10 protein-coding genes and 3 pseudogenes are annotated in these 16,508 nt (G+C 69.8%); 7 read left to right on the forward strand and 6 right to left on the reverse strand.

The features are described 5' to 3' along the window. Positions 1-328: 328 nt before the first annotated feature. Positions 329-2,035, forward strand: a complete 1,707-nt coding sequence (locus ACFV7R_RS45120; RefSeq protein WP_385276065.1) for an IS1182 family transposase — start codon at positions 329-331, stop codon at positions 2,033-2,035. A 29-nt stretch (positions 2,036-2,064) separates the two neighbouring features. On the opposite strand, the gene ACFV7R_RS45125 is transcribed toward ACFV7R_RS45120, so the two are convergent. The 4 genes and pseudogenes from ACFV7R_RS45125 to ACFV7R_RS45140 all read right to left on the reverse strand — a co-directional run bounded on the left by ACFV7R_RS45125 (position 2,065) and on the right by ACFV7R_RS45140 (position 9,224). Continuing rightward, a complete protein-coding gene (locus ACFV7R_RS45125; protein ID WP_385276067.1) occupies positions 2,065-5,097 on the reverse strand; it encodes a SpoIIE family protein phosphatase in 3,033 nt (1,010 codons plus the stop codon). A 525-nt stretch (positions 5,098-5,622) separates the two neighbouring features. After that, positions 5,623-5,733: pseudogene (locus ACFV7R_RS45130) on the reverse strand (transposase); the annotation flags it as partial. A 76-nt stretch (positions 5,734-5,809) separates the two neighbouring features. Further along, entirely contained in the window at positions 5,810-6,529 is a 720-nt protein-coding gene (locus ACFV7R_RS45135) for an IS6 family transposase (RefSeq protein ID WP_385276070.1), read from the reverse strand. Between the two features lie 100 nt (positions 6,530-6,629). After that, the gene (locus tag ACFV7R_RS45140; protein ID WP_385276073.1) at positions 6,630-9,224 is read right to left on the reverse strand and encodes an AMP-binding protein; all 2,595 of its coding nucleotides are present in this window, start codon (positions 9,222-9,224) and stop codon (positions 6,630-6,632) included. 257 nt (positions 9,225-9,481) lie between these two features. Here ACFV7R_RS45140 and ACFV7R_RS45145 point away from each other — a divergent pair, with 257 nt between their 5' ends. The 3 genes from ACFV7R_RS45145 to ACFV7R_RS45155 are packed head-to-tail and all read left to right on the forward strand — an operon-like array spanning position 9,482 to position 13,133. Further along, positions 9,482-10,501 carry an iron ABC transporter substrate-binding protein gene (locus tag ACFV7R_RS45145; RefSeq protein WP_385276076.1) on the forward strand — a complete coding sequence of 340 codons (1,020 nt, stop codon included), beginning with the start codon at positions 9,482-9,484 and terminating at the stop codon, positions 10,499-10,501. A gap of 14 nt (positions 10,502-10,515) precedes the next feature. Next, on the forward strand, positions 10,516-12,084 hold the full coding sequence (locus ACFV7R_RS45150; protein WP_385276079.1) for an ABC transporter permease: 1,569 nt from the start codon (positions 10,516-10,518) through the stop codon (positions 12,082-12,084). After that, positions 12,081-13,133: an ABC transporter ATP-binding protein gene (locus ACFV7R_RS45155; protein ID WP_385276082.1), complete on the forward strand. Its 1,053-nt coding sequence runs from the start codon at positions 12,081-12,083 to the stop codon at positions 13,131-13,133. The genes ACFV7R_RS45150 and ACFV7R_RS45155 overlap by 4 nt, the downstream gene beginning before the upstream one ends. Positions 13,134-13,261: 128 nt before the next feature. Here ACFV7R_RS45155 and ACFV7R_RS45160 read toward each other — a convergent pair. After that, positions 13,262-13,423, reverse strand: a pseudogene (locus ACFV7R_RS45160) (IS5/IS1182 family transposase); the annotation flags it as partial. A 92-nt stretch (positions 13,424-13,515) separates the two neighbouring features. Here ACFV7R_RS45160 and ACFV7R_RS45165 point away from each other — a divergent pair. Both ACFV7R_RS45165 and ACFV7R_RS45170 read left to right on the forward strand, forming a co-directional pair. After that, a complete protein-coding gene (locus ACFV7R_RS45165) occupies positions 13,516-14,649 on the forward strand; it encodes an IS630 family transposase (protein ID WP_385276085.1) in 1,134 nt (377 codons plus the stop codon). A gap of 21 nt (positions 14,650-14,670) precedes the next feature. Beyond that, positions 14,671-15,084, forward strand: coding sequence for a cytidine deaminase family protein (locus ACFV7R_RS45170; RefSeq protein WP_385276088.1), 414 nt, complete (start codon positions 14,671-14,673; stop codon positions 15,082-15,084). Positions 15,085-15,176: 92 nt separating this feature from the next. Here ACFV7R_RS45170 and ACFV7R_RS45175 read toward each other — a convergent pair whose 3' ends face one another. After that, a complete protein-coding gene (locus ACFV7R_RS45175) occupies positions 15,177-16,100 on the reverse strand; it encodes an IS701 family transposase (protein WP_385276091.1) in 924 nt (307 codons plus the stop codon). 83 nt (positions 16,101-16,183) lie between these two features. Between ACFV7R_RS45175 and ACFV7R_RS45180 the strand changes: the two are divergent. Next, a pseudogene (locus ACFV7R_RS45180) lies at positions 16,184-16,508 on the forward strand (ISAzo13 family transposase); the annotation flags it as partial.

Raw genomic sequence — 16,508 nt, forward strand, 5'->3', positions numbered from 1 at the left:
GGTCCCGGACAGCGCACGGCCGTTGACCTGCTGGTGCGTTGGTGTCCCGGACAGGCGCCGGACAGCGTGAGCGTTCCGACGGGCCTGCTGGACCCCGGAACATCTCCCGCTGACGGGCGAGGCCCTACCAGCCAGGAGACGCGGTCACCGGTGCGGGCGAGAGCGGCGTGCTGATGAACAGATCGCGGCCGGGCGTTGTCACGTTGTTGAGGGTGTGAGGTGTCTGAGCTTGACTCTGTCGGGGATCTTGGAGTTTCGCGGTGCGGCAGCATCGTCAACGGGCATGCTCGGGTGGTTCCGATGACCGATGCGGCTGTCGAGGTGCCCGTTGTCCCTCCGCCCGCGTTCCGGTGAGCAAGTCCCGCCTCTGACCGCGCAGGTCGCGCGGGCGAGCAACCCGGGCGGCACGACGGCGATATGGGTGCGTGACCGGCTGGACGGGCTGTGGTGCGACGAGGACTTCATCGACTGGTACCCGCGGGACGGGCGTCCGGGTCTCTCGCCTGCTCAACTGGCCACCGTCTGTGTGCTGCAGTTCCTGCTCGGCCTGTCGGACCGGCAGGCTGCCGAGGCGGTCCGCTGCCGCATCGACTTCAAGTACGCGCTGGCCATGGAGCTGGATGACCCCGGCTTCCACCACAGCGTGCTGGCCGACTTCCGAAACCGTCTCACCGAGGGGGATCGTGCCGACCGCCTCCTCGACCTCGCGCTGGCCCGCCTCAAGAAGGCCGGCCTGGTACGCGAGCGCACCACACAGCGCACCGACTCCACCCACGTCCTGGCCGCGGTGCGCGACCTGACCCGCCTGGAGCTGATCACCGAGGCGGTCCGCGCCGCACTGGAAGAAGTCGCCGGCACCTCCCCTCACCTGCTGGACAAGCTGGTCGACGAGGACTGGGGGCGCCGCTACGGCCGCCCGGTCCGCCTGGGCAAGAACCCCACCAAGCCCAAGACCAGGACCCTTGCCACCGGAAACGACGCCGTCCGGCTCCTGGAACACCTCTACCGTCACGGAGCAGACCGCACGTCCGGCCCTCGTATCCAGGCCCTGCGCCAGATCATGGTGCAGAACTACCACCGTGACGCCGCAGGACACCTGCGCTGGCGCACCACCGAGACGGAAGGCGGGCCCGGGCTGCCGCCCTCGTCCCGGGCGATCGTCTCTCCTTACGACACCTCGGCCCGCTACGCACGGCACGGACACATCATCAGCTGGAAGGGGTTCTCCGCTCACCTGACCGAGACCTGTGCTCCCGACGGCCCCAACGTGATCACGGATGTGGCCACCGCCACGGCCACCACCCACGACAGTCAGGTCCTGCCCGGCATCCACACCCGCCTGTCACGCCGCGGACTGCTGCCCGCCGAGCATCTGGTCGACGCCGGCTACACCTCCCTGCCCCACCTGGAACAAGCCACCCGTGAACACCAGGTCACCGTCTCCGGGCCACTCCGGAGCAACCCCACCCGCCAACACCGCCGAGGCGAGGGCTTCGCCCGGGACGACTTCCACATCGACTACGACCGCCAGCAGGTCACTTGCCCCCAGGGTCAGGTCAGCCAGGGCTGGCACGGCCCCTACCCGACCTCCTCACCCACCGCGGCCCCGCTGATCGTGGCCAGGTTCACCAAGAGCCAGTGCCGGCCCTGCCCGGCCCGTGCCCAGTGCACCACCTCCCGCGAAAGCACCCGCACCGTGGGCTTTCCCCCACGAGAACTCCGCGACCTGCAACGCCGCGTCCGCACCGAGCAGCAGACGCCCGACTGGCAGGCCCGGTATGCGGTCCGCTCCGGAGTCGAGGGCACCGTCAACGAGTTCGCCCATGGACACGGCATGCGCCGCTGCCGCTACCGCGGACAGCCGAAGGCCCACCTACAGCACATCTTCACGGCCATCGCGGTGAACATCGAGCGCCTCAGCGGTGTGCCGCCGACCGACGAAGCACCCCAGTCCCGGCCACCGACCGCATTCCAGAACTTCCTGGACCAGCACGGGATCCCTCGGCTGAAGTCCTGGCGAGCCACCAGTAGTTGACCTCTACGTCACCAAGATCCCCGACAGAGTCAAGCTTGGACGGAGCCCCCCGAACGCCCCGAGCCGCCCGGCCCGTCCGGAGGCAGTGGCTGTTCGGTCCAGATGACCTTGCCGTCGGCCGTGTAGCGCGTGCCCCAGCGTTCTGCGAGCTGGGCCACGAGGAAGAGGCCGCGGCCGCCCTCGTCCGTCATGCGGGCACGCCGCAGGCGCGGAGATGTGCTGCTGCCGTCCGTCACCTCGCAGATCAGCGTGTGATCGCGGATCAGCCGCAGCCGGATGGGGGCACCGCCGTACCGGATGGCGTTGGTGACCAGCTCGCTGACGATCAGCTCGGTGGTGGGCACCTGCTCGACGAGGTCCCACTTCTTGAGCTGTTCGGTGACTGCCGCGCGGACCCGTGGGACTTCGGCCGGGTCGGCCGACACGTCCCAGTGCACCGTGCGCTCGGCGTCGAGGGCGCGGGTCCGGGCGACGAGCAGGGCGATGTCGTCGCCGGGGTGGGCGGGGAGCAGAGCGTCCAGGACGGCCCCGCAGGTCTCCTCCGGCGAGTCGGCGGGCGGCCGGGTGGTGGCGAGTGCGCGGCACAGCAGGCCGAGCCGGGTGTCGAGGTCCTGGCCGCGCTGCTCGATGAGCCCATCGGTGTAGAGGACGATCCTGCTGCTCTCGGGCACCTCGGTCTCATAGGGCTCGAAGGGCAGTCCGCCAAGGCCCAGCGGCGGGCCTGCGGGCACGTCGACGAAGTCGACGGTGCCGTCGGGCAGCACGAGTGCGGGCGGGGGGTGGCCGGCCCGGGCGAACGTGCAGCGCCGGGACACCGGGTCGTACACCGCGTACAGGCAGGTGGCACCGATGATCCCGCCGTTTCCGCCACTGTCCGCGTCCAGGCGGCCGACCAGGTCGTCGAGGTGGGTGAGGAGTTCCTCGGGCGGCAGGTCGAGGGCGGAGAAGTTGTGCACGGCGGTGCGCAGTCGTCCCATGGTGGTGGCGGCATGCACGCCGTGGCCGACGACGTCACCCACGACGAGCGCCACTCGGTTGCCGGACAGCGGGATGATGTCGAACCAGTCGCCGCCCACACCGGCCTGTGCGGGCAGGTAGCGGTGCGCGACCTCGACGGCGTCCTGGACGGGCAGGCCCCGTGGGAGGAGGCTGCGCTGCACCGCCAGGGCCATGGTGTGCTCGCGGGTGAAGCGGCGGGCGTTGTCGATGCAGACCGCGGCCCGGCCGGCCAGCTCGCCGGCGAGCCACAGGTCGTCGTCCTCGAAGGCGCCGAAGCGTTCGGCACGGTAGAAGCTGACCACACCGAGGATGACCCCGCGGGCCCGCAGCGGCACGGTGATCAGGGAGTGGACTCCGGACTCGAGGACCTTCCGGCTGCGTCCCGGGTCGTTGGCCATCCAGTCGGCGGCCCGGCTCAGGTCCGGCTCCAGCACGGGGCTGGCTGTCTCCAGGCAGCGCGCCTGCGGTGAGGCGGGGAGCCAGCTGACCTTTTCGCCGACGGCGTAGAGATGCGAGCCCTCGCGTATCGCCCCGAGCGCCACCCGCCGCAGTCCCTCGTCGATGTCGACGGGTTCCTCGCCGCGCAGCACCGAGTCGGGCAGGTCGACGGCGACGAAGTCGGCGAACCGCGGCACCACCGTCTCCACCAGCTCCTCCGCCGTACGGGTCACGTCGAGGGTCCGGCCGATGCCCGCGCTGGCGTCGTACAGCAGTTCCAGCCGCTTCCGGGCCAGCAGGGCGAGCCGGCCGACTCCCGGCTCGCCCAGGAGCAACAGGCCGGCATGGGTGTGGGGGACCTGACCGGGCGCCTGCACGGATTGCCCGGGTTCCGGCGCCGGCGGATGGGCCGCCCCCTGGATCTCCGCCTCGGCCTCGTGCTGTCCGACCTGGCGCTTCCCGATCTGGTGCTTGCCGAGCCGGTGTTTCTCGATCAGCTCCGTCGGACCCGTCGCGGCCGCTGCCGCGGCGGCGGGACCCCGGGATGCCGCGGCCGCCGCCGTCGGCGGCGGCGCCGTCACCTCGGTCGCCAAGGTACTCGCGCGGGAGGTCTCGGGTCCTGAGGGCGCCGGTATACGGAACTGAGGCCCGGCGCCGGCGGCGATGGCGGCTTCCACGACGATCCCGGCCTCGCCGGAGGCGGCGCACACCTCGCGGCAGAGCAGCACCGCGGTCCGGCCGCCGGACAGCGTCACCTCGGTGGCCACCTGGTGCGGGGCGGCGATCAGCTCCTGGGCCTTCTCCCGGAGGACGGTTTGGTCGATGGGGTCGATGGGGAGGACGGGTTGGGCGGGGGCGATCAGGTCCGCGCCCGGTGCCGGGCCGGGCAGGGGCTCCCCGTGCGGTCCGACGGGTTCTCCTACGGGTTCTCCGGCGGCCCGCCGGGTGCGGAGGAACTCGGCGAGCAGTTCCCGCTCGCGCTTCGAGGACTGTTCGAGCAGCCGCTGTTCGATCTCGTTGGCGGCCTGCTGCACGAGGGGCAGCATCACCGGATCCGAGTGCCGTCGGAAGCAGGTGAGGTCCAGGACCCCCTCGACACGGCCACTGAGCGGATCACGGATGGGCGCGCCGGCGCAGGCGAGCTGCTGCATGCAGTCCGCGAAGTGCTCACGGCCCAGGACGTAGACCGGGCGGCGCTCGGCCAGCGCGGTGCCGACGGCGTTGGTGCCGGCGCTGGACTCGGGGAAGCCGAAGCCCTGGACGATGTGCGCCGCGTCCAGGTGCCTGTTCAACTCCGCGTCGCCGGCCCGGCGCGACAGCACGCGTGCCTGTGCGTCGGTGAGGATCACGCTCACCGGCGGTCCGTCCAGCGCGGCCTCCAGCCGGTCCAGGACCGGGGTCGCGGCGGTCAGCAGCCGTCCGTCCAGGTCCAGGTCCAGGTCCTGCTCGCAGGTGAGGATGAGCCGGTCCGGGACGAGCCCCAGCGACTTGCACCGCTGCCAGGAGGTCAGGATCGGGGTCCTGACGATTCCGACCACGTCTTCGACCGCCTCACCCGCAAGGATCCGCTCGTAGACATCGACGAGGCCCCCGCTCTCGTCCCACCCGACCGTCAACTCGATCACTCCCTCCCCGTACGGACGTACGAGATGAGCTCCAGTATGCAGGACTATCGGACATTCATTGCTTTTCTTTGGCAATTGCGACATTCAACTTATTTGCCAAGCCTTTGCCGTTCCAACTCGGCCACACCTTCTCCCGCCTGCGCAAAAGCCTGTTGGTTCGCTCTCGCGGCTCGCCCGTCACGCCAAGTTCGCCGCGCACCCCCTCCTCGGCGTTCTACACGTGTGATGTCATGTCCACGCTCACTTTCAACCCGCCGTGAGCGTCGACCTAAGGGATGTACAGGGAGACGGAGTACGCCGCCGTCGATCAGGTCGGCAGGACACTGCCCATGCGATTCCTGCGTTTCGGCCCGACGCGCCGGAAGCTTAGAGGCCATGATCACTCGCGCCGAAGCAGCTCCGTAAGTTGTTCGGTGGCCCGAGAGGGCCGGATGTGGCTTCAAAGCAGCTTGCCGACCGTGGCTTGGCTGGAGTGGCCGTCCGGTCCTTCGGGGCGCCCTGGTCGCAGCAGCGAGGTTGCCGAATGCCGCGCTTGACCAGCGACCAGATGCCCTCTTGCGGGTTCAGGTCCGGCGAGTAACTCGGCAGCTGGAAGACAGTGAGCCAGTCCGCGTGGTCGGCGATGAACTCGCGCATCGGCGTTGTCACGTTGTTGGGTGTGCGTGGGCTGATGACGTGCCAGGGCGTGGTCGGCTCGGGTGTCAGCCCTGGGTCAGGCCGTTGCGGCCGCGCCGACCACTCCGGTGACGTGGTCCCAGATCGCGAAGCGGACGGTCATCTCAGCTCGATGGTCGGAGGCTGTCATCAGGTGGCGGCGGGGCCGGAAGTGCGGTGAGATGCCGCTGAACGTGAACAGGAACCGCTGCGCCCCGCCGACGGAGCGGAAGCCCTTCATCGCACGTTCACGCTGCCTCGTCGGCTGATGACTGTTCTCGGCCCGGTTGTTCAGGCCCTTGTGCGAGCGGTGCTCCACCGAGGGCATGACCTCACGGTGGGCCGCGCCGTAGGAACGGAGCTTGTCCGTGACGACCACCCGCGGCACCGCACGCGTCTTCTTCATCAGCCTGCGGAAGAAGCGCCTGGCAGCGACCTTGTCCCGCCGGTTCTGCACGAGGATGTCGAGCACGTTGCCGCCGGCGTCGACGGCCCCCCACAGATGCTTCAGCTCGCCGTTGATCTTGATGAACACCTCGTCCAGATGCCACTTATCACCGGGCCGGGGCCGGCGGCGACGCAGCCCGTCGGCGTAGGCCTGCCCGAACTTGGCGCACCACCGCCGGACCGTCTCATAGGAGACGATCACGCCGCGCTGAAGCATCATCTCCTCCACCTCACGGAAGCTGAGCGGGAACCGGAAATACAGCCACACACAGTGGGAGATCACCTCGACCGGGTACCGGTGCCCCCTGTACGACGCCGACGCACTCCCCACGGACGATCCCCCCTCCCACCATGATCAACCCGAAGATCATCCCACCCGGTCAGCCAACGTGACAGTGCCGTCGGGACAGCTCAGTCGGCCACGGCCCGCACTACTCGGTTTCCGCTCCTCGCCGCTGGCGCGGCGCTCGTAGTCCGGATAGTTGCCGCATCGCCCGGTTGGCCACCGCGGCGTACCCGATGCCGAACAGGAGCGAGGCGAGCAGTGCCAGCCACCCCGAGAGGTCGTCGATCAGGGGGTAGATCTGCCAGTGAGTCAGGTAGATGTACAGGGAACTGCTCGCCAGTACGCCGGCCACGGTGTTGACGGGTCCCAGGCTCGGCAAGTTGTGTACCCACAAGAGGAGGACGAAGCCGGCCGTGATGACGGCGTCCCGGAACGGTTCGCCGGGGAAGAAGCCGGGGATCGTGGCCACCGCCGCCGCAGTGACCAGCACGCGCTGACGGGTCGTGTCCGCCTTCGCCGCGGCCCAGCCCAGCGCGAACAGCCAGAAGACCACGGCCGCGGACGGGATGTGGATACGGTCGCGCAGACCCAGGAGGTCGTAGCGGGTGATGAGCCCCAGTGCCGCGATCGTCATGGGGAGGGCGAACGGGAACCGTCTCTCGGCGCGGTCCACGATGCGCAGGCTGAGCAGGGCGACGGCGGCCAGCAGGATGTAGGTGAGTGCTTCGATGAACCAGAAGTGCATGGCCGTGTCGCTGTCGTGCGGGCCGAGGACGCTGTGCAGCAGGAGGAGGTTGGTGAGGCCGTAGTCGTCGGTGAGCGGAAGGACGAGGGCGATCCAGGCCAGGCTGGGCAGGACGATGCGGGCGATGCTGCGCAGTCCATGACGGACGCGTTCGCGGCGTTCGGCGGACGGGGTGAGGTGGAAGCGGGCGAGGTTGTAGCCCGCGACGGCCAGCAGCAGGTGGGCGCCGCCCTTGACGTAGAAGACGTGGATGTGCGAGCCGACGATGAGGACGATGGCCGCTGCGCGCAGGGCGATGCCGGTCTCTAGGGTGTGTCTCCGCGAGCCCTTGTGCGGTGCCGGCTGGGTGGGCTCGGGTCGGTGGAGGGTGCGGATGGGTCTGGTGTGCCAGTCCGGCGGCAGATGGCCGAGCGTCCGCTCCAGGTTGAGCGACATCTCGACGTACGACAGTGAGTCGCCGCCCAGCGACACGAAGCTGCTGTCCTCGGTGACGTCTGTGCGGTCGAGTATCTCGGCGTACAGCCTGCACAGGTCCGACGTACCCGAGGGTTGTCCACCCGGCGTCGATGTGGGGGCACTGCCGAGCTTTCGTACGGCCTGGTAGTCCGGCTTGCCCGTGGGCAGCCGGGGCAGTTCGGGCAGGAGGTGGACGGCGACGGCCCGGGATGGGAGCCCGCATTCGCCGGTCACGATACGCCGCACCCGACCCGGGTCGGTGTCGCCGCTCGCGGCTGCCACGGCGACCACCAGTGTGTCGTCGGCGCCGGCGCAGAGGGCGCTGAAGCCGTGGCGGTGCAGCAGCGCCTCGACGCGCTCCGGGGCGATCCGTAGGCCCAGGATCTTCGCGAAATGGCTGCTGCGGCCGACTATTTCGTACAGCCCGTCGGGGGTGCGCCGGGCGATGTCGCCGGTGTGGAGTTCGTGGGTGGTGCGGCCCAGGGCGAGGTCCGAGGGGTGCTCTGCATAGCCGAGCATGACGTTCGGGCCCGAGTAGACCAGTTCGCCGGTGTCCTGGCCGAGCCAGTCGGGGTGGGGCTCCAGGTGGAAGGAGCCGCCGGGTATGGGGACGCCGATCGCCTCGGGGTGGGTCGCGGCGAGGTGCGGGGGCAAGTAGGCCATACGGGCGGTGGCCTCGGTCTGGCCGTACATCACGTACAGGTCCCAGCCGTTGCGCCGGCCCAGCTCGGCGTAGTGGCTGACCCGGTCGGGTGCGAGCCGTCCGCCTGCCTGGGTGATGTACCGCAGGTGAGGCAGGCGTAGTTCGGCGAAGCCGGTCCGGTCGAGCAGGTCGAAGGTGTAGGGGACCGCGGCGAAGGTGGTGCCGCGTGCGGCGCGGAAGAGGTCCCAGAAGCCGTCGTCGGCGACGGAGAGGTCGGTGAGGATCAGGGTGGCGCCGCGCAGCAGGTGGCTGTTGATCACCGACAGGCCGTAGCAGTAGTGCAGGGGCAGGGTGGTGGCGGCGCGGTCGGCTTCGCGGATGTCCAGGTACGTGGCGATGGACTCGGCGTTGGCCTGCAGGTTCGCGTACGACAGGCGCACCAGTTTGGGCGATCCGGTGGAGCCGGAGGTGCTCAGCAACAGGGCGAGGTCCGGGTGTAGTTCGTGTGCGGACAGCACCCGCCGTTCGTCCAGCTGCCACTGTCCCGAGCGGTCGGCGCGGACCACGACATCCGGGTCGTAGGCAGCCGTCAGGGACTTCACCGCCTCGTCGTTGTCGCCGGGGACCAGCAGGACGGGGTGGCCGGCGGCGAGCGCGGCGAGGTAGGTGACCAGGGCGTCGACCGTGTTGGCGCCGGCCAGCAGCACAAGTCGCCGATGAGTCCCCAGACGTGCGGCCATCCGTGCGACCTTTTCGGCCAGTTCACGGTAGGACAGTTCGGCGTCGGCGTCGGCGGTCAGCAGGGCGGTGCGGTCGCCGTACGCGGCGAGACGTCCGGCGAACAGCGGCGACTTGGCGCCGGGCATACCGGAGAGCAGGTCAGAGGGGAGGAGCACAGGCGCATATTAGGTATGCCTAACCTATAAGGAAAGACACAGAAAGGTCACAGGCGATGCATAGGAAGCGCACAGGAGCGTGCCCTGCAAGTCGGGCAACCGCCGTTATCAAGCCGTTCTTGACGGTGAGGTTAGCTTTACCTTATTCATAGCTCGTTCACAGGTTCCTTCGCGGCACCGCTCCCGCTCGCTCCCCTTCGCCGTCCCCACGCGCATTGTCCGGCACCGGAAGTGAGCCATGTCAGGAAGGCTTCACCATGCGACGCCCCTCGGCCAGACGTCTCGCCGTACCGCTCCTCGCCCTCGGCCTGCTGGCCCCGGCACTCGCGGCCTGCAGTGATGAGCCGGCCGACCTGGTCATCTACTCCGGCCGCAACGAGGACCTGGTCGAACCCCTGCTGGAGAAGCTGGAGAAGAAGCTCGACGCCAACGTCGAGGTGCGTTATGGCGACAGCGCCGAACTGGCCGCCCAGATCCTGGAGGAGGGCGACAAGACCGAGGCCGGGCTGTTCTTCTCGCAGGACGCCGGTGCCCTCGGCGCCCTGTCGAAGGAAGGCGTGCTGACGGCGCTCCCGCAGTCGACGCTCGACAAGGTCGACGCGGCCTACCGGGGCGGTGAAGGTGACTGGGTCGGCGTCTCCGGGCGCGTCCGCGTCCTCGCGTACCACCCGGGCAAGGTCTCCACGCCCCCGGACAGCGTGCAGGAGCTGACCGAGCCGGAGTGGAAGGGCCGCATCGGGTTCGCGCCGAACAACGCCTCCTTCCAGGCGTTCGTCACCGGTATGCGCGTCCTCGAAGGCGACGACGTCACCCGCGACTGGCTGAAGGGCCTCAAGGCCAACTCGCCGAAGGCGTACGAGAAGAACACCGAGATCCTCGAGGCAGTGGACTCCGGGGAGGTCTCCGTCGGGCTCATCAACCACTACTACTGGTACGAGAAGGCCGCGGAGGAGGGCGAGGGCGAGCTCACCGCCAAGCTCCACTTCCTGCCCGACGGCGACCCGGGCGGTCTGGTCAACGTCGCCGGCGTGGGTCTGCTGAAGGGCGCCGACAAGAAGGAGGCCGACTACGCGCAGCAGGCGGCGGACTTCCTGCTCGGCGAGGAGGCCCAGAGCTACTTCGCCGAGGAGACCAAGGAGTACCCGCTGTCCGCGGGGGTCGCTCCGGCGGAGGGCCTGCCCGCGCTCGACTCCCTCCAGGCGCCCAAGATCAACCTCGGCGAACTCGACTCGGTCAAGGAGACACTGGCCATGCTCCAGGAAGCCGGACTGGTCTGAGGCCCGGTCAGCCGATGGAGACGGGTACGTCCGTCACGAAAGACTCCCGCACCCGCCCGGCCCCGCGGCTCCGGCCGGCCGGGCGGGTTCCGTGGGTGCTGGGCCTTCCGGCGGTGGTGGCCGCCGCGTTCGCGCTGCTCCCGCTCGTCTACCTCTGCGTGCGCGCCCTGGAACGCGGGCCGGGTTACGCCTGGAGCATCGTCACCACCGAGCGCGCCGCCCTGCTGCTCGGCCGCAGCATCGCCCTGGCCGCGGTCGTCGTGGCGGCCTGCCTGGTCCTCGGCGTCTCGCTGGCCTGGCTGACCACCCGGACCGCCCTGCCGTGGGCGCGCGGCTGGGCGGTGCTGGTGACCCTGCCGCTGGCCGTGCCGAGTTACGTCGCCGCCTTCGCCTGGCTGTCCGCCGCCCCACAACTGGCCGGCTTCACCGGGTCCGCCCTGTCGCTGACCCTGGTGAGCTTCCCGTACGTCCATCTACCCGTCGCCGCCGTGCTGCGCCGCATCGACCCCGCGCAGGAGGAGGCGGCCCGCTCTCTCGGCCTCGGTCCCCTGCGCACCTTCTGGCGCGTCACCCTCCCCCAACTGCGCCCGGCAGCGGCCGGCGGCGCGGTCCTGGTGGCGCTGTACGTGTTCTCCGACTTCGGCGCGGTCTCGCTGATGCGGTACGACACCTTCACCCGCGGCATCTACACCTCGTACCGGGCGTCCTTCGACCGGACCCCGGCCGCCGCGCTCAGCGTCGTCCTGGTGGTGCTCACCGTGGCCCTGGTCGCCGCCGAGGCGCGCACCCGCGGTCGGGCCGAGTACGCGCGGACCGGCAGCGGCACCGCTCGCTCGGCGGGCCCCGCCCCGTTGGGGAAGTGGCTGGTGCCGTCGCTGAGTTGGTGCGGCGCCGTCACGGCCGCCGCCGTCGCGTTCCCGCTCGCCACGCTCGGCTACTGGCTGGCCGTCGGCAACTCCGCGACCTGGGACCCGGCACGGCTCGCCGAAACCGCCACGGCCACCCTCGGCGTCGCGGCCGCGGGCGCCGCGCTGACCACCCTGCTCGCCCTGCCCATCGGGGTGATCGCCGCCCGTCACCGGGGCCGGATCGCCCACCTGCTCGAACAGGCCACCTATGCGGGCCACGCCCTGCCGGGCATCACCATCGCCCTGTCGCTCGTCTTCTTCGCGGTGCGCTACGCCCACCCGCTGTACCAGGAACTCCCGCTGCTGGTCGGCGCGTACGCCGTGCTGTTCCTGCCCGTCGCGGTCGCCGCCACGCGCTCCGCCGTACTCCAGGCACCGCCCGGATTGGAGGACGTGGCAAGGTCGTTGGGCCGCGGGCCTTGGCGGGTGCTGCGCGAGGTCACCGTGCCGCTGGCGGCGCCCGGCGTGGCGGCGGGAGCCGCGCTGACCTTCGTGGTGTGCATGAAGGAACTCCCCGCCACCCTGCTGCTGCGCCCCACCGGCATGGACACACTGGCCACCCGCCTGTGGACGGAGACCGGCACCGCCTCCTACGCCGCCGCGGCCCCGTACGCCGCCGCGCTGATCCTGCTGGCCGCGATCCCCTCCTACCTCCTCGGGAGGCACCGCACATGAACGAACTGCGCATCGAAGGACTGACCAAGTCCTACGGTCCCCACGCCCCGCCTGTCCTCGACGGACTCGACCTCACCGTCCCCGGCGGCGCCCTGGCCGCGGTGCTCGGCCCTTCCGGCTGCGGCAAGACCACCCTGCTGCGCATCATCGCCGGCTTCCTGCGCGCCGACGCCGGCAGCGTCACCGTCGGTGAACGTGTCCTGACCGGCCCCGGAGTCCATCTGCCGCCCGAACGGCGCCGCATCGGCATCGTCCCCCAAGAGGGCGCGCTGTTCCCGCACTTGAGCGTGGCACGCAATGTGGCCTTCGGCCTGACTGGCCTTGACCGGACCGCACGCCGCCACCGCACGGAGGAGATGCTGGAACTGGTGGGACTGGCCGGCTACGGCGACCGGATGCCCCACGAACTGTCCGGCGGTCAGCAACAACGCATCGCCCTGGCCCGAGCCCTGGCACCCCGCCCGGCACTGGTCCTGCTGGACGAGCCGTTCAACGCCCTGGACAGCGTCCTGCGTGCGGGAGTCCGCGCCGACGTCCGCACAGCCCTGCGGCTCAGCGGGGCCACCGCCGTCCTGGTCACCCACGACCAGCAGGAAGCCCTGTCCACCGTCGACCTCGTCGCCGTCGTACGGAACGGCCGCGTGGCCCAGTGCGACACCCCGCAACAGGTCTACCGGCGCCCGGCCGACCCCTGGGTCGCCGGTTTCGTCGGCGACGCCGTCCTGTTGCGGGCCACCGCGCGCACCAGGGAGTCGGCGGATACGGCTCTGGGCACCGTCCCGCTCGTCAAGGACGCGGGAGCGGAAACAGCTACGGGTACGGGCACAGTGCTGCTGCGCCCGGAGCAACTGGAACTCACCGACCCCGCGGCCGCCGCAGTCGGCGGCACCGTCACCGAAGTGCGCTTCTACGGCCACGACGCCATGGTCACCGTGACCGTCGACGGCCTGGACGCCCCGGTGGAAGTCCGCGCGGCCGGTCCGCTCACCGTAGAACCCGGTGAGCGGACGGGGATCCGGGTCCAAGGGGAAGCGGTCCTGCATCCGTGAGACCTGCGCAGTGCTACGCCCCGGCTTCGTCGCTCCGGATCTGCAGTTGCCCGACACCGGGGACGAAGCGCCCGGCCCGGGCCGCGTAAAAGAGCGTTTTGTCCCGGCGGAGTTGTTTGGTTCGAGGTTTAGGTGTCGCGCCAGTTCGGGGTGGATTCGCGGGTGAGGCGTCGGCTTATCAGGTCGATCATCGCGATGTGGATTATGGCTTCGGAGCGGTGGGGGTGGGTTTCGTAGTCGCGGGCGAGTCGGCGGTGGTGCATGAGCCAGCCGAAGGTCCGCTCGGCCACCTAGTGCCGCATCAGACAACCTTTGCCCCGTAGTGATGTGACGCGCCGTTTGGATGCTGGTCCGGACGGCGCGGCGTCGTCAGGCTGTCCGGGTGGCAGAACGAGTAGGCGTCCGCGAGATCGATGACGACGAGGGGCAGCGCCTGTTGCGGATCATCCGCAGAGGCAGCGGGTCGGTGGTGACCTGGCGGCGGGCCCAGATGGTGCTGCTGTCCGCACAGGGCATGCCCGTGGCAAAGATCGCCGAGGTGACGTTCACCAGCCCGGACCGGGTCCGGGACGTGATCCACAACTTCAACGCCGACGGCTTCGACTCCCTCTACCCCAAATACAAGGGCGGCCGGCCTAGAGCGTTCACCCTGCCTGAGCGCCGGGAGATCAAGAAGATCGCCAAGTCCAAGCCGGCCGAGCACGGCCTGCCGTTTTCGACCTGGAGCCTGGTCAAGCTGGCCGACTTCCTGGTCGCCGAGGGGGTGGTCGACGACATCAGCCACGAGGGCCTTCGGGTCCTGCTCCGCGAGGAGGGCATCTCGTTTCAACGCATAAAGACCTGGAAGACCTCCCGCGACCCCGACTACGCCGCCAAGAAAGCCCGCGTTGAGCACCTGTACGCGATCGCCGACGGCGAGGTCATACCCGACGACGGCGAGCCTGAAGTCATCTTTTGCATGGACGAGTTCGGGCCGCTGAACCTCCAGCCCCATCCGGGACGGCAGTGGGCCGAACGCGGAGGACGGCACAAGGATCCCGAGCGGGAACCCCGGCCCCGCCGGCGGGCGACCTACACCCGACCGCACGGGGTCCGGCACCTGCTCGCCGCCTACGACCTGGGCAAGAACAAGCTCTACGGTCACATCAAGCCGACGAAGAACCGCACGAGGTTCCTGGAGTTCTGCCGCTACCTGCGCAGCCTCTACCCGCCGAAGATCCGCATCGCGATCGTGCTCGACAACTTCTCCCCCCACCTGACCACGACGAAGGACACCCGGGTCGGTGACTGGGCTGAGGCCAACAACGTGGAGCTCGCCTACACGCCGACCAACTCCTCCTGGCTGAACCGCATCGAGGCCCAGTTCACCGCTCTGCGCTACTTCACGCTGGACGGCACCGACCACGCCAGCCACAAGGAGCAGGGCAGCATGATCCGCCGCTACATCATCTGGCGGAACAAGCACACCGCCGATATTCGCTTGCGCACCCTAGTCACGCGGGTCAACGTCGCCTGACACCCGACGAAGGCAGAGAAGATGACCACGCAGACCCACCCCGTCGACCACGACCTCATCCAGGCCGCGGCGCACGTCGCGCGCACTCGCTGCCGGGGCGACAACCACACCATGGCAGCCGCAGCCCGCGCCAGCGACGGCCGGATCGTCACCGCGGTGAACGCCTACCACTTCACGGGAGGCCCCTGCGCCGAGCTGGTCCTCGTCGGCGCGGCAGCCGCCCAGGGCGCCTACGAGCTGGACACAATCGTCGCCGTGGGCGACCGCGACCGAGGGGTCGTTCCCCCGTGCGGACGGTGCCGTCAGGTCCTTCTCGACTACTTCCCCGCCCTCAAGGTCATCGTGGGCGGAGACGACCGCATCCGGACCGTCCTCATCACCGACTTGCTGCCCGAAAGCTACGTCTGGGCCGACCACCAGCTCGAGGTCGAGTAAGCCGCGCCACTCAGCACGGGCTGACACCGCCAGCCAGCAACAGGGCGAACGTTGGCTGACGCGGCACTAGTACTCCAGTGTGGTTTCGTGAGCTATCCAGCGGGTTCGTCGACGGTCCGTCGTCGGTAGTGGCTGCGTCGGGCTGTTGCCTGGTGGCGTCTGCGCCAGTTGGACCAGTGCAGCAGCCTGGCCGCTGTTACGGCCGGTGGGTGGAAGATGGCGGTGAGCAGGTGGCGGATTTCCGGGACGGTCAGGGTGATCGGATCGCGGCTGCGGGCGGGGTGGTGTGCATCGGCGGGCGGTTCGGGTGCCGCGTCGGCGGCGAGGGCGGTCAGGAAGGCCAGGGCAAGCATGGCGAGCGTGATGTGCCGGTGCCATGAGGTCCAGTGCCTGACCTGGTAGTGGTCGAGTCCGACCTGGCTCTTGGCGGCCTGGAAACACTCCTCGACGCTCCAACGGACACCGGCGACACGGACGAGTTCGGACAGGGGCACCTCGGTGGGTGACCAGCACAGGTAGAAGGCGAGTTCGCCGGTGGACCGGTTACGTCGGATGAGTAGGTGGCGATGGCTGCCGGTGCCGATGTGGAGCCAGGCCCAGTCGTAGTAGCGCGGGCCTTTCGCGCCGTTTCCGGCGCTCTGACGGTGCCAGGCCGTGGCGGGCAGGCGGCCGGCGACGGTATCCGCGCGGACGGGCGTGCGGCCGTGGTTGATCCTCACCCGGGTCGAGCAGGCGACGGCCATCACGTAGCCGATGCCGCGTGCCTCGAGGGCGGCGCGGAGCTGGGGGTCCTGGCCGTAGGCTTCGTCGCCGGTCACCCAGGAGGCGGTGATCCCGGCGTCCAGCGCGGCTGTGATCATCTCTTCGGCCAGACGGGGCTTGGTGGCGAACTGCACCGTCTCGGGTATCCCGGCCGCGTTGCGGCGTTCGGGATCAGTGCACCAGGACTGCTCTGGGAGGTAGAGCCGTCGGTCGATCAGGGCCCGTCCCCGGCTGGTGGCCAGGGCGAGGAACACGCCGACCTGGGCGTTCTCGATGCGTCCTGGGGCCCGTATTTCAATTAGTGCTCGGCAGAGGGGTGTTGGTGGGAGTCTGAGATATGACCTCGTGTCCGTCAGGCCGCGTTGCGGCTCGTGCTCTGCGAGCCAAGTTCGATCAGATCCTGCCGCACCTTGATGAGCGCCGCCGTCGGTTGTACCTGGCCAGTGAGGCGACGGCCCTCGGCCGCGGCGGGATCGTCCGGGTCGCCGCCGCCTCCGGCACCAGCGCGGCAACCATCGCGCGAGGCATGGCCGAGTTGGCCGGTTGCCCCTCACCGACCCTGCGGGTCCGGGCTCCAGGTGCGGGCCGCAAGCGGCTGACGGACACCGACCCTGGTCTGCTGCCCGCGCTGGAGTCGCTGATCGAGCCGCACACCCGAGGTG

Origin of the sequence: Streptomyces sp. NPDC059866, assembly GCF_042731325.1 — a bacterium.
GTDB lineage: Bacteria > Actinomycetota > Actinomycetes > Streptomycetales > Streptomycetaceae > Streptomyces > Streptomyces flavusporus.